This is a genomic window from Albidovulum inexpectatum (genome assembly GCF_002927635.1).
In the GTDB taxonomy this organism is placed as follows: Bacteria; Pseudomonadota; Alphaproteobacteria; order Rhodobacterales; family Rhodobacteraceae; genus Albidovulum; species Albidovulum inexpectatum.
The window spans coordinates 322,532-335,775 of the sequence record NZ_PRDS01000001.1 but is presented as its reverse complement, the minus strand read 5'-3'; the positions used below and the strand labels follow the sequence as shown (position 1 = coordinate 335,775).

The following is a 13,244-nucleotide window of genomic DNA, read 5'->3' as shown; positions in this document are numbered from 1 at the left end:
CGGGCCCCGATACGTTCGAATCGCCCATTTTTCGGCGCGATGCGCGTCGAATTGATGCAAAGACGCACCACTTCTTCCATGAAAACGCCGCAATGACGCGGTGTAAACGATGTCCAAGATTGATGCGATGGCAAGAATTCGCGCATGATTCCGGGCATGATATGGCAGAGAGCCGCCGAGGCGGCCAGGCCCGACCGGAATGGGCGCTGATGAAGGGTTGTCGGCAAGCCGGTGACAGATCCGGTCGGACAGGGGATGTAAAGTTGGTGTCGCAGGTTACGGGAGCCTTGGTGCGTGCCATGCTGATCGTTGTGTTGATCGCAACGCCATCGCTGATGATTCCGGGCACCACATCCGACACGACCCAGATGGTCGCGCTGATCGCGATCTTCGCGGGCGCACTGACCTTTTTCGAATACGTTTCATCCTATCCCGGCCTGATCGAGTTTCGCGATGCGCCGCCCTTCAACCGTATCCGCTATCTGTCGTTGCTGATCACGATCCTGGTTCTGTCGGCGATGGTGCGGGGTCAGACGCATCCCTCGACGCTGACGAATTTCCTGATCGTGCTTGGCGATCGCGTCGGGCAGATGATCGACGTGCCCTACAGCCCGGTGCGGCTCGTTGTCCTCATGCTGCCTGAAGATATGAGCCTGAAGCATCTGATCCTTGTCCGTTCGGCGGCGGGGATGGCGTATGTCATCTCGCTTTCGACGGTCATTTTCTTCACGGTCACGATGCGGATCATGGGCTGGCCGCAACGCATCGGTACGTTCAATGTGTGGGTCAATCTGCCGACTTTCGACCCGACGACCGGCGGCGATGTCGTCGAACGCCTTTCACGCGACGCGCGGGTCAATATCGCGCTGGGCTTCTTGCTGCCGTTCCTTGTTCCCGCCGCCGTCAAGATGGCCTCGATGGCGTTTAGCCCGGTCACGCTTGAAAATCCGCACACGCTTGTCTGGACGATGGCCGCCTGGGCATTCCTGCCGGCGTCGCTGTTCATGAGGGGCGTTGCCCTGGCCAGGGTCGCCCGGATGATCGAACAGAAACGCAGGGGAAGCGCGCGCAAGAGGGAACACGGGCTTGCCGCCGCGTGATGGCGCGTCTTCCTGGCCTGGCCGCCAGCCTATTTCTGCTGTTCCTGACGCCGGCAGTGGCCGAGACCCTGCGATTGGCGACATTCGAGGTCGAGATGACGCGGCGCGGTCCGGGGTTGCTGCTGCGCGACATATCATCGGGCAAGGATAGCCAGACCGAGGCGGTGGCCGAGGTGATTGCCACCGTCCGGCCGGATGTGTTGCTGCTGACCGGCTTTGACTACGATCTCGACCTTGTTGCGCTGCGGTCGCTTCGGGACAGAATAGCCGCGCGCGGTGTCGACTACCCGCATCTGTTCGCCCTGCGTCCGAACAGCGGTTGGCAGACCGGGCTGGACCTTGATGGTGACGGCAGGATCGGTGGACCGGGCGACGCGCGCGGCTGGGGGCGGTTTGCCGGGGCTGGCGGAATGGCGATCCTGTCGCGCCACCCCATCGATCACGAAAGCGTGCTGGACCTTTCGTCGCTGCGGTGGGCAGATCTGCCCGGGGCTCTGATCGACGAAGCGGACCTGCCGCGTGAGGCGCTCGGGGTGCTTCCCGTATCCTCGACTGGGCATTGGGTCGTGCCGGTGGTGCTTCCCTCGGGCACGCGGCTTTCGCTTCTGGCATTCCGGGCCACGCCGCCGGTATTCGACGGTCCCGAGGACCGCAACGCCCGCCGCAACCGGGACGAGATCGCCCTTTGGCGTCACCTGCTGGAGGGCAGGCTGTCGCATCGCGCGCCCAAACCGCCACTTGTGATACTGGGCAACTTCAACCTTGATCCTGTCGATGGCGAGGGGCGCCGGGATGCCCTGAATGCCCTTTTGTCAAATCCGACGCTTGTCGATCCCGCGCCGGTTTCCACGGGGGCGGCGCGCGCTGCGCGCATGCAGGGCGGCGCCAATGATCTTCATCATGGGAATCCGGCGCTCGACACCGTGGATTGGCCCGACGATACGGGGCCGGGAAATTTGCGGGTGGACTATGTCCTGCCGTCAAGCGATCTGACAATTCGCGATGCGGGCGTCTTCTGGCCCGATCCGGAACAACCCGGCCATCGGGCCGCGCAAGATGCCTCGCGCCATCGGCTTGTCTGGGTCGACGTCGATATGCCCTGATTCACGATGCGCCCGTCTCGCGGCAATGGCGACGAAAGGCGCGGCCAAGCAGGTCGAGTTCCGCCCTCAGGGCCTCCAGCTCGGCGAAAATGTCGCCCTCCAGCGCGTCGCCGGCAAGGACGGCAAAACGGCACAGCGGCTCTGGCTGGCCCCGAAGACGCACAAGGCAAGTCTGGACCCGGTCAGACATCAAGTGCGCGGGCAGCTCCAGGCGAACACGCCATTTGTCCTGTCCCTCTGCTGCCTGGGCTGGTGCCTCGGCGATGCTCTCGCCCTGGTGAACCAGTTCAACGATCGGGGGGTCAGTGTTCTGGCTTTCCAGCTCGGCCTCCCAGTGGCCGTCCTGGATGCGGGACCAGAGGATGCGGGTCATCAACTCTCCTCAGATTTCGGCGCGCGGATAGCGGCTCAGGACGAGGTCCATGATTTCGATCCGCGTCATGGCGGGGCGCGACAGGATCAGGTCGATCCAGGCCTTTTCGATGCGAGCCTCATCGATTTCCGTATAGCCAAGGTCGAATTCGGCCATCCCATGGTCATTGTCAAAGGCGATGTCGCGCAATTGATGATCGGTATTCGGTCCGTGCCGCACGTTCAGCCGCGCTGAAGCACCGATTGCGGTTTCCGACCGCATGACGGTTTCCAGCCGCACGACATGGCGTCGTGACAGACCCTTCAGCCCCGAATGCGGCAAGTCGATACTGATCGAGATGTACGAGCCATCGAAGCCGAACATGTCAAGTGCCAGCCCGAAGGGTGCAGCAGCGGACCTTCGGGCGGTTCCAGACTGACGCAGGGCGCATTCGACATTGCGGCCATCATGGAACACCCGTATCCCCTCGGCCAGGACGGCCCCGCTGTCGGGCGAAACCAGCACCGGCAGCTGAAGATCGGCATGGAACGGATCGGGACGCCACGCCCAGTCAGACAGGGGCGGTCGCGGCGGATTTGCGACGCGTGCCCGACCAAGGCGCAGATCGGCTTGGCGCAGAGCGGCGGTCAGGCGGACATGCTGCCTGCGGATTTCACCCCGCAGGTCGCGAAGATCGGGCATATCGGCGGTACGCAGGCGCGCGACGATGCGATCCACCGCGCTTGCGCTTTGGCGCAGGCGCACACGCTCGATCAATCTGCCCAGGCGTCGTGACATGCGGCGTCTTTCGTTGCTTGGCGGGGTCATTCTGACCGCAAGGTGTTAACCATTTGACTCTTCGGGACTCAAGTCGGCGCTTCCGATGTCTTTGGCGACGGGATTTGCGGCGACCAGCCGCGCGATCAGCTCTTCCAGGATGCGCCGCTTGGCCGTCTGCGGCACCGGTCTTTCGGGCACGCTCAGGGCCGAGGCCGTGACGATCTGGCCCCGCAAGGCAAAGATCGCGCGCCAGTATTCGGGTTCGACCCTGCGGCCTTCGTCCTGGGATTGGTCGCGCACACGCAGAAACAGGACATCTCCGCGTTTTTCGGACTGAAGAACCGCGACCTTCGCGGCCTCCCCCGAACGCGCAAGCGCCCGCCGACCGGCTTCAGAGCGGAAGAACGCATCGATCGCATCAAAACTCTGGGCGAAAGTGGCGGCCTCGGGCGCACCGGGCAGTATCGAAACCGTCAGGACCGCGGGGTAGCGCGGAGACCCGAATGACAATGAGCGACCAAGCGAGGCGCAACTGCCCAGCAGCACGAATGCTCCATCGGGGCCGCTGCGGCTGGCGGTTCGGTCGATGCAATACCCCGCCGGGCCGGCGATGGTCAGGGCCCCGCCCATGACGGCAATAGAGCGCGTGGCCTGGCCGCCCGTCGCGCCCGGCTGGCAGGCCGCGAGCAGTCCGCCCGCGGCCAGAACGATCAGTGCCCTACTGATCCATGTAGACATGCCGCTCGGCCTTGGCGCCGGGATGGGTGACCGCGCCCCAGCGTGCGCCGCCCACGAGCTGGGCGTATTTCCACAGCGCCCCGGAGGCATACTGCGTCTCGCGCGGGCCTTTCCATTCGGCCTTGCGCCGGGCCAGTTCCTCGTCCGACAACGCGACCGACAATTCGCCCTTGATCGCGTCGATCGTGATGATGTCGCCATCGCGGATCAGCGCGATCGGTCCGCCATGCGCGGCTTCGGGGCCAACATGGCCAACGCAGAAACCGCGCGTGGCGCCCGAGAAGCGGCCATCGGTGATCAGCGCGACCTTCTTGCCCATGCCCTGGCCCGAAAGGGCGGCCGTGGTGGCCAGCATTTCGCGCATGCCGGGCCCGCCGGCCGGGCCTTCGTTGCGGATGACGATGACCTCGCCTTCCTTGTAGGCGCGGTTCTTGACGGCTTCGAAGGCGTCCTCTTCGCATTCGAAGACGCGGGCCGGGCCGGTGAAGACCTGTTCCTCGGGCGCCATGCCGGCGACCTTCACGATCGCACCGTCGGGGGCCAGGTTGCCGCGCAGGCCGACGACACCACCGGTCGGGGTGATCGGCGTGGCGGCGGGATAGATGACGCGGCCATCGGCCTCGCGCTCGATCCGGTCCAGCTCTTCGCCCATCGTGCGGCCCGAAGCCGTCATGCAATCTTCGTGGATCAGGCCGATCTTGCGCAGCTCCTTCATCACGACGGGCACGCCGCCGGCCTCGTACAGGTCCTTGGCGACATATTTCCCGCCGGGCTTCAGGTCGACGAAATAGGGCGTGTCGCGGAAGATGTCGCAGACATCGAACAGGTCAAAGTCGATGCCCGCCTCATGCGCGATGGCCGGCAGGTGCAGGCCGGCATTGGTCGATCCGCCGGTGCAGGCCACGACGCGCGCGGCATTCTCCAGCGACTTGCGCGTGACCACGTCGCGGGCACGGATGTTCTTCTCGATCAGGTTCATGACCGCCTCGCCCGAGGCCTCGGCATACTGGTCGCGGCTTTCATAGGGGGCGGGCGCGCCGGACGAGTTCATCAGGGCAAGGCCGATGGCCTCGGAAACGCAGGCCATCGTGTTGGCGGTGAACTGCCCGCCGCAGGCACCTGCCGAAGGGCAGGCGACACGTTCAAGGATGGCGAGTTCCGCATCCGAATAGGTGCCGGCCTGGTGCTTGCCCACGGCCTCGAAGACATCCTGCACGGTCACGTCCTGGCCATGCAGCCGCCCCGGCAGGATCGAGCCGCCATAGATGAAGACCGAAGGCACGTTCAGCCGCACCATCGCCATCATCATGCCCGGCAGGGACTTGTCGCAACCGGCAAGGCCGACCAGCGCGTCATAGCAATGGCCGCGCATCGTCAGCTCGACCGAATCCGCGATCACCTCGCGCGAGACAAGGGACGAACGCATGCCCTCGTGCCCCATGGCGATGCCGTCCGTGACGGTGATCGTGGTGAATTCCCGCGGTGTGCCCCCGCCCTTCTTGACGCCCAGCTTGACGGCCTGGGCCTGACGGTTCAGCGCGATATTGCAGGGCGCGGCCTCGTTCCAGCAGGTCGCGACCCCAACCCACGGCTGGTGGATCTCGTCCTCGGAAATCCCCATCGCATAGAAGTACGACCGATGCGGCGCGCGTGCCGGGCCTTCGGTGACGTGACGGCTGGGCAATCTGGACTTGTCAAAGCGGCGGTTCGTCATCTGCGGTTTCTCCACGTGGATCGTCCCGAATGGAATAGGCGAGGGGTGCGCGCGACACAAGCCGCCAGGCCGCCGCGCCAAAGGTTTTCAAGGATTGCGCCGCAGGCGGGGCCGTATTGCGCACAATTGCGCGTGGCGCTAGCGTCCGCGCGCAATGCTGATACGACCGATCCCCGCATGGGCGGCACAGGAAGCCCTCAGCGCCCCGGCACGCGACCGGGCCGAACTGTGGCGTCTTGTCGCGGGCGTGGTCGTGATCGCGTTCTGCTATGTCCTGCCGCTTCTGCTGCTCAGCCTGTTCCTGGCTGCGCGCTATGGAGAGCTGATCGCATGGGCGATCCTCAACCGCATGGCGCGGGGGGATTCCCCGGGCGCCATGCTGATGCTGCTGTATTCGTTCATCGGAATGGCGCTGGGTCCGATTGCCGCGGTGCGCCTGGTGCATCGCAGGCGCGCAGGCACGCTATTCGGCCCTTCGGCGCGCGGCCTTGCGCGCAACTTCCTGCGCGTGGCCGTGCCGGTTGGCGCGTTGCAGCTGGGAATGCTGCCCGTGGCCTTGTGGGGGGGCGAGCTTCGGCCCGGCCTTGATGTTGCGCAATTTCTGCTGTTCCTGCCCTTTGCGCTGATCGGTCTTCTGATCCAGACCGGGGGCGAGGAGCTGGTCTTCCGGGGCTATCTGCAATCGCAACTGGCCGCGCGCTTCCGCGCGCCGCTCATCTGGCTGGGACTGCCCGCGCTTCTGTTCGGTCTGGGCCACCACATGCCGGGCGCGTATGGGGCGAATGCATCGGCGATCACCGTCTGGGCCATCCTTTTCGGTCTGCTTGCCGGCGATCTGACGGCGCGGACGGGGAATCTGGGGGCTGCGATGGCGCTGCATTTCGTCAACAATGCGGTTGCGATGCTGGTCGTCGGCGCGGGTGGCCAGATGGACGGGCTGGCATTGTTCATCCTGCCCATCGACCTGTCGGATCCGGCCGCGGCTGGCCCCGCGCTGGTCGTCGATCTGGGGCTGATGGTGGTTTCGTGGCTTCTGGCGCGGCTCTGCCTGCGGGTTTGATTGCAATTCGGGACGAGGCGGCTTATCTGAATGCCCTGACGCAGCGATGCCAAGGCAGACTCGATGAACTGGATCACGAACTTCGTCCGGCCCACGATCAATTCGCTTTTCTCGCGCCGCGAGGTGCCCGAGAACCTGTGGACCAAGTGCCCCGAATGCGGGACGATGCTGTTCCACCGCGAGCTGGCGGACAACCTGAATGTCTGCACGAATTGCGACCATCACCTGGCATTCTCGCCGCGCAAGCGCTTCGAGGCGCTGTTCGACAATGGCGTTTTCACCGAGATCAAGGTCCCCGAGCCGATCGCCGATCCGCTGCATTTCAAGGACCAGAAAAGATATCCCGACCGCCTGAAGGCCGCACAGAAAGCCACCGGCGAGAAGGAGGCGATGCTGGTCGCCGAAGGCGAGATGAACCGCACGCCGATCGTCGCCGCCGCGCAGGATTTCGCCTTCATGGGCGGGTCGATGTCGATGTATGTGGGCAACGCGATCATTGCCGGCGCCGAACGGGCGGTAAAGCTGAAGCGGCCCTTCGTCATCTTCACCGCCGCGGGTGGCGCGCGCATGCAGGAAGGGATTCTGGCGCTGATGCAGATGCCGCGCACGACGATCGCGGTCGAGATGCTGAAGGAAGCGCGCCTGCCCTATATCGTCGTGCTGACCCATCCGACGACGGGCGGTGTCACGGCCTCCTATGCGATGCTGGGCGATGTGCACCTGGCCGAGCCCAACGCGCTGATCGGCTTTGCCGGCGCGCGCGTCATCGAGCAGACGATCCGCGAGAAACTGCCCGAAGGCTTCCAGCGTTCGGAATACCTGCTGGATCACGGCATGATCGACCGTGTCACGCATCGCAAGGCCCTGAAGGACGAGCTGACGCGGATCATCCGCATGATGATGGGCCTGCCGCCCGCCGTGAAGGCCGATCTGCCGGCGCCGGACAAGGTGCCTGCCGCAGAGACCGAGCCAAAATCCGGCAATCCGGAGAAATCCGGCAAGAAGGACGGCTAGGTCCGTCCGGCTGCCCGTTTACCGCCTGTCTTCCCCCGGAGAGCCCATGACCGAGCATTCCGACGCGATCCTTGCGCGCATGATGACGCTTCATCCGAAGATCATCGACCTGACGCTGGATCGTGTCTGGCGATTGCTGGACGCATTGGGACATCCCGAGCGCGCCCTGCCGCCGGTGATCCACATCGCGGGCACGAATGGCAAGGGATCGACCCAGGCCATGATCCGCGCGGGTCTGGAGTCGGCCGGACTGCGGGTGCATGCCTATACCTCGCCGCATCTGGCACGTTTCCACGAGCGGATCCGTCTTGCCGGGGAACTGATCGACGAGGCGTATCTGGCCGAGATCCTTGCCGAATGCGAAGACGCCAATGGCGGGACGCCGATCACCTATTTCGAGATCACGACCTGCGCGGCGCTTCTGGCCTTTGCCCGCGTTCCGGCCGATTACACGCTGCTGGAGGTCGGGCTGGGCGGGCGGCTGGATGCGACCAATGTCGTCGATCGGCCGCGTCTGACGATCCTGACGCCCATCTCGCTGGATCATCAGCAATATCTGGGCGACACGCTGGGCCAGATCGCGGCGGAAAAGGCCGGTATCCTGAAACGTGGCGTGCCCTGCATCGTCGGGCCGCAAGATCCCGTGGCGCTGGAGGTGATCGAGAAGGCCGCCGCGCGCGTCGGGGCGCCTTTGATCGTCCATGGCCAGCATTGGCAGGTCTGGGAGGAACATGACCGCCTGATCTATCAGGATGAACGCGGGCTGCTGGATCTGCCCCTGCCGAACCTTCTGGGGCCACATCAGGTTCAGAATGCCGGCGCGGCGATTGCCGCGCTGCGAGAGCTTGGGTTCGACGAAACGGCCTGCGAGGCAGCCGTCACCCGGGCAGAATGGCCCGCGCGCATGCAGCGCCTGCGACGCGGTCCACTGGTCGATGCAGCGGGCGAATGCGAATTGTGGCTGGATGGCGGGCATAATCCCGCGGGCGGTCAGGCAGTCGCCGAGACGCTGGCCCGGATGCCCGCACGGCGTACGCATCTGATCGTGGGCATGCTGAACACCAAGGATATCGCGGGCTATCTGCGCCCGGTCGCGGCCCGCGCCGACAGCCTGACGGCCGTGTCTATTCCCGGTGAGCCGAACACGCTCAGCGCCGGGCAGACCCGAGACGCGGCCTTGGCGGCGGGGATCCATGCCGAGACGGCCGAATCGGTGCTGGACGCCGTGCGCGCCATCGCGCAGAGGGACCCGGGCAGCCGCATCCTGATCTGCGGGTCGCTCTATCTGGCGGGACAGGTTCTGCGCGAAAACGGCTGACCGTGCAGCGGCGCACATGCCCCGCGCATTCCCATGCCTTTCGTCCCCCATCCCCGATGGGCTAGACAGGGTGTCAACCTTCTGGGGATGAACGATGGAACTGGAATTTGCGCTGGACACGTTCGGCGATGTCACACAGACCCCCGACGGGCGTCTGAAGCCGCACGATCAGGTCATCCGGGACGTGGTCGAGGAGGCGGTTCTGGCCGATCAGGTCGGATTGGATTTCATCGGCCTTGGCGAACACCATCGGGACGACTTTGCCATCTCGGCCCCCGAGCCTGTCCTGGGGGCCATCGCCGCGCGGACCTCGCGCATCCGCCTTGGTACCGCCGTGACAGTTCTGTCATCGGACGATCCGGTCCGCCTGTTCCAGAGGTTTTCCACCCTGAATGCCCTGTCGAACGGCCGGGCCGAAGTGATCCTTGGGCGGGGCTCGTTCACCGAAAGCTTTCCGTTGTTCGGCTTCGACCTGTCGGATTACGAACGCCTGTTCAACGAGAAGCTGGACCTTTTCACCCGTCTGATCCGCCAGCCGCGCGTCACCTGGTCGGGCACGGTGCGCCCGCCGCTGAAGGATCAGCCCGTCTATCCGCCGCTGGCCCAGCCGCTGCGGGTATGGATCGGGGTGGGCGGATCGCCCGAATCGGTGATGCGGGCGGTGCATTACGATCTGCCGCTGATCCTGGCAATCATCGGGGGGGCGCCGTCGCGGTTCCGACCCTACGTGGATCTGTACCGCCGCGCACAGGCCGAGCTGGACCGACCGCACCGGCCGGTCGGGGTCCATTCGCCCGGTCATGTCGCCGATACCGACGAGATCGCGCGCGAACAGCTCTGGCCGCATTACCGGGCGCTGTATGACCGGATCGGGCGTGAACGAGGCTGGTCGCCCGTCACCCGTGCCCAGTTCGAAGCCGAGATCGAGCGCGGCTCGCTCTATGTCGGCAGTCCCGAAACCGTCGCGCGCAAGATCGCGGCCACGGTGCGCGCGCTGGGTCTGGACCGGTTCGAGATGAAATATTCATCGGGGCCGCTGCCGCACGAATACATGATGCGCTCGATCGAACTGTACGGGACGCGGGTTGCCCCGATGGTGCGCGACCTGTTGGCAGGGACGGATCAGTAGGTCGCGAACACCTCGTACATGACGGGTTCGAAGCGGGTGCAGAGCGCGGCGATGCGCTTGTTGCGTTCGCGCATCTCGGCCGTGCGCAGCATGGCCTGAAAGTCCTTGCGGTCGCGCCACTGGCTGTAATTGGCGATGCGGGTCTGCGCGTCGTTCATGTGCAGGCCGGCCGCGATGAAGCCCGGTTGATGGCGGATGAAGTTCTCATAGGCGTCCTTCAGTTCATCCATCAGTTCCAGCGCCGTTCCCGGCATCGTTTCGAACGTCGTGATGACTGTCTGGCCGGTGAAGCTTTCGTCGATCTTCGGCATGTCGATTCCCTTTTGCGCAGCTGACGCATGTTGCCAGTATTGCGCCCGGGTGGGCGAAGTGCAAACAGCCGATCGCGGACATGCCGGGTGACTGGCGCCGTCTCAGGCCTCCAGCAGCCGCAGCACCTCGTCGGTCAGGCGGCTGACCTCATCGGCGGCGACGCCGCGGCCCATTTCGACCGCCCCAAGGCCCAGGCCCAGGGATTCGGCATAGGCGACGCGATTGGCCAGATGCGCCTGCAGAAGGCCGGCATTCAGGCCGGCCGCGGCCTGGGCAACCTGTTCACCCAGACGCGTGCCCGATCGCGTGCGGTTCAGCACCAGCCAAGCGTCGCGATTTTCCCGCGCCGCCAGGTCCAGAACGCCATCGGTCGCCCACAGATCCACATGCGATGACGAGACGGGCACCAGCACCAGATCGGCCTCGCGCAGGGCCGGGCGCAGATCGGCATCGACCTTGGGCGGCGTATCGACGATCACCAGATCGGCGACACGTTTCAGCTTTTCACATTCATAGGAAACGCCCCAGGCCGACGAGGTCGAAAAGTCCAGCCCGGGCTGGCCCAGTCTTTCGCGCCGCGTCATGAACCACCGGCCCAGCGATCCCTGCGGGTCGGTATCGAGAAGCGCAACCTGCAAGCCGCGCTTGCTGGCTGCGACACCCAGATTGGCGGCCAGCGTGGTCTTGCCGGATCCGCCCTTCTGCTGGACGATTGCGATGACCTTGCCTGTCATGGGCGCACCTTTTGCTGCGTTGCAGCATAGCGTGCCGCGTGCCGTTTGCCCATAGCCTTGATCCGCGGCGGCCGAATGTTGGCTTCAGCCTGCATCCTTGTGCACCCTGAGAACGATCTTGCCGACGTGCTCGGGGGATTCGATCCGCCGATGGGCCTCGGCCGCCTGATCCAGCGGGAATTCGGAATCCATCACGGGGCGCATCCGGCCCGATTCGATCAGGGGCCAGACATGGGTGCGCAGGCTTTCGGCAATCCGGGCCTTGGCCAGATCCGATTGCGGGCGCAGGGTCGATCCGGTGACGGTCAGCCTGCGCGCCATGATCTGGGCAAAGTTCAACTCGGCCTTCGGTCCCCCAAGGAACGCGATCATCACCAGCCGACCGTCATCGGCCAGGGCCCGGATGTTGCGCGGAATGTAGTCGCCCCCCACCATGTCGAGGATCAGGTCCGCACCGCCCTCGGCGCGCAGGATTTCAACGAAATCTTCCTCGCGGTAATTGATCGCGCGTTCGGCGCCAAGTTCCCCGCAGATAAGGCATTTTTCTGCCGTCCCCGCCGTCGTGAAGACACGCGCGCCCATCGCATTGGCCAGCTGGATCGCCGTCGTGCCAATACCCGAACTGCCGCCATGCACAAGAAACCGCTCTCCCGCGCGCAGGCGCCCGCGATCGAAGACGTTGGTCCAGACGGTAAAGCAGGTCTCGGGCAGGCAGGCGGCCTCGCGCAGCGACAGGCCGGCGGGAATGGGCAGGGCATGGGCCGCGGGCGCGATGGCATATTCGGCATATCCGCCGCCGGGCAAGAGGGCGGTGACCAGATCCCCGACCTGCCATTGGCTGACATCGGGCCCGATTGCGGCCACCCGGCCTGCCGCTTCCAGTCCCGGAAGCGGCGAGGCCGATGGCGGAGGCGCATAGGCCCCCGCGCGCTGCAACGCATCGGGGCGGTTCACGCCGGCCCAGTGGATCTCGATCAGGATCTGACCGGGGCCGGGTTGGGGAACCGGCAGCTCGACCAGTGTCAGAACTTCCGGACCGCCATGGCGGGAAATCTCGATCGCGCGCATCTTGCCGGGCGGCGTCATTTCGATGCTCCCTTCAGGCGGCCGGGCAGATCTTCGGGCGTGCCCCACGGCGCATGAATGCGCGACAGGATCTGAAGGGGCGCCGACAGCATCCGGCCCACAAGCGGCGCTTCACGCAGCCTTGCCTTGAGCGTCTCGATCCGCATGACGTCGTCAATCCGGCGGTCGATGAAGTCGCGCGTGGCCTGTTGGCCGTCGCTGTCGTCGCCCAGCCAGTACAGCACGACCGATGACCAGACAGCCGCAAGCGTTGCGCGCTTGGTGTACCAGTTGATGTCGTCCGAGCGGTCGCCAAGCGCGCGCCAGATGGAATCTGCCGTCTCCCAGACCAGCCGCGCACCAATGGCGGCATTCTGGGGCAGGGCGAACAGGGCCGCGCCGCGCCGCACGATCTCGCGGTCGCACAGCTGCAGACGCAGCCAGATTGCATGGGCGACCCGATCACGGAAACGCATCCCGGAAAGGTCTTCCTGCGCCAGCGCATCGCGCATGCGCGCATCCGCCTGCCGGTGATATTCCACGGCCAGATCGACGGCCCCGCGCGGGCAGGCCAGACTGGCCAGGTCGGGGTTGATCCCGCTGTCGTTCAGGGCGGCTTCGAAGGTTGCCTGCGACCAGCCATCAAAGACCACATGAGGCAGCGCAGCCTGCAGAAGCCGGGCGCGCAGGTCGGCGGAATCGGTGCCTGTCTCGAAGGACGGGTCGGTCGTCATGGCTGTGTCATCCCCTGTTGCGTCCCTGGTGGAATCTGGCCTCTTGCGGCGGAATGGACAAGTGCCAAGGCTCTTGCTATAGGGACGGCTC

The 13,244-nt window shown here is 65.3% G+C and carries 14 protein-coding genes; 6 read left to right on the top strand and 8 right to left on the bottom strand.

The window, feature by feature from the left end; translation table 11 throughout:
- The first annotated feature begins 299 nt into the window (after positions 1 to 299).
- Positions 300 to 1,100, top strand: a complete 801-nt coding sequence (locus tag LV82_RS01725; RefSeq protein ID WP_245873030.1) for a hypothetical protein — start codon at positions 300 to 302, stop codon at positions 1,098 to 1,100.
- Positions 1,100 to 2,203: an endonuclease/exonuclease/phosphatase family protein gene (locus tag LV82_RS01720; protein WP_104068967.1), complete on the top strand. Its 1,104-nt coding sequence runs from the start codon at positions 1,100 to 1,102 to the stop codon at positions 2,201 to 2,203. The genes LV82_RS01725 and LV82_RS01720 overlap by 1 nt, the downstream gene beginning before the upstream one ends.
- 1 nt (position 2,204) lies before the next feature.
- On the opposite strand, the gene LV82_RS01715 is transcribed toward LV82_RS01720, so the two are convergent.
- From LV82_RS01715 to ilvD, 4 genes are read right to left on the bottom strand one after another with little or no spacing between them, the layout of a single operon-like run.
- Positions 2,205 to 2,576, bottom strand: coding sequence for a hypothetical protein (locus LV82_RS01715; RefSeq protein WP_104068966.1), 372 nt, complete (start codon positions 2,574 to 2,576; stop codon positions 2,205 to 2,207).
- Positions 2,577 to 2,585: 9 nt separating this feature from the next.
- On the bottom strand, positions 2,586 to 3,353 hold the full coding sequence (locus LV82_RS01710; protein ID WP_104068965.1) for a DUF6478 family protein: 768 nt from the start codon (positions 3,351 to 3,353) through the stop codon (positions 2,586 to 2,588).
- A gap of 45 nt (positions 3,354 to 3,398) precedes the next feature.
- Positions 3,399 to 4,073 (bottom strand): hypothetical protein, encoded by a 675-nt coding sequence (locus LV82_RS01705; RefSeq protein ID WP_146065113.1) that lies wholly within the window; start codon positions 4,071 to 4,073, stop codon positions 3,399 to 3,401.
- Positions 4,054 to 5,787, bottom strand: a complete 1,734-nt coding sequence (ilvD, locus tag LV82_RS01700; RefSeq protein WP_104068963.1) for a dihydroxy-acid dehydratase — start codon at positions 5,785 to 5,787, stop codon at positions 4,054 to 4,056. Before ilvD ends, LV82_RS01705 begins: the two co-directional genes overlap by 20 nt.
- A gap of 154 nt (positions 5,788 to 5,941) precedes the next feature.
- Between ilvD and LV82_RS01695 the strand changes: the two genes are divergently transcribed.
- The 4 genes from LV82_RS01695 (at position 5,942) to LV82_RS01680 (ending at position 10,308) form a co-directional block, all read left to right on the top strand.
- Positions 5,942 to 6,847 (top strand): CPBP family intramembrane glutamic endopeptidase, encoded by a 906-nt coding sequence (locus tag LV82_RS01695; protein ID WP_104068962.1) that lies wholly within the window; start codon positions 5,942 to 5,944, stop codon positions 6,845 to 6,847.
- Between the two features lie 63 nt (positions 6,848 to 6,910).
- Positions 6,911 to 7,861 carry an acetyl-CoA carboxylase, carboxyltransferase subunit beta gene (accD, locus tag LV82_RS01690; protein ID WP_104068961.1) on the top strand — a complete coding sequence of 317 codons (951 nt, stop codon included), beginning with the start codon at positions 6,911 to 6,913 and terminating at the stop codon, positions 7,859 to 7,861.
- 46 nt (positions 7,862 to 7,907) lie between these two features.
- Complete coding sequence (locus tag LV82_RS01685) at positions 7,908 to 9,179, top strand: bifunctional folylpolyglutamate synthase/dihydrofolate synthase (RefSeq protein WP_104068960.1); 1,272 nt, start codon at positions 7,908 to 7,910, stop codon at positions 9,177 to 9,179.
- A 94-nt stretch (positions 9,180 to 9,273) separates the two neighbouring features.
- Positions 9,274 to 10,308 carry an LLM class flavin-dependent oxidoreductase gene (locus LV82_RS01680; protein WP_104068959.1) on the top strand — a complete coding sequence of 345 codons (1,035 nt, stop codon included), beginning with the start codon at positions 9,274 to 9,276 and terminating at the stop codon, positions 10,306 to 10,308.
- Here the strand turns inward: LV82_RS01680 and LV82_RS01675 are convergent.
- From LV82_RS01675 to LV82_RS01660, 4 genes are all read right to left on the bottom strand, one after another.
- The gene (locus tag LV82_RS01675; protein ID WP_104068958.1) at positions 10,302 to 10,619 is read right to left on the bottom strand and encodes an antibiotic biosynthesis monooxygenase family protein; all 318 of its coding nucleotides are present in this window, start codon (positions 10,617 to 10,619) and stop codon (positions 10,302 to 10,304) included. The genes LV82_RS01680 and LV82_RS01675 overlap by 7 nt on opposite strands.
- A gap of 102 nt (positions 10,620 to 10,721) precedes the next feature.
- Positions 10,722 to 11,354 (bottom strand): ParA family partition ATPase, encoded by a 633-nt coding sequence (gene parA / locus LV82_RS01670; protein ID WP_104068957.1) that lies wholly within the window; start codon positions 11,352 to 11,354, stop codon positions 10,722 to 10,724.
- An 84-nt stretch (positions 11,355 to 11,438) separates the two neighbouring features.
- Positions 11,439 to 12,440 (bottom strand): NAD(P)H-quinone oxidoreductase, encoded by a 1,002-nt coding sequence (locus LV82_RS01665; RefSeq protein WP_104068956.1) that lies wholly within the window; start codon positions 12,438 to 12,440, stop codon positions 11,439 to 11,441.
- Positions 12,437 to 13,153 carry a COQ9 family protein gene (locus tag LV82_RS01660; RefSeq protein ID WP_104068955.1) on the bottom strand — a complete coding sequence of 239 codons (717 nt, stop codon included), beginning with the start codon at positions 13,151 to 13,153 and terminating at the stop codon, positions 12,437 to 12,439. The genes LV82_RS01665 and LV82_RS01660 overlap by 4 nt, the downstream gene beginning before the upstream one ends.
- Positions 13,154 to 13,244: the final 91 nt, after the last annotated feature.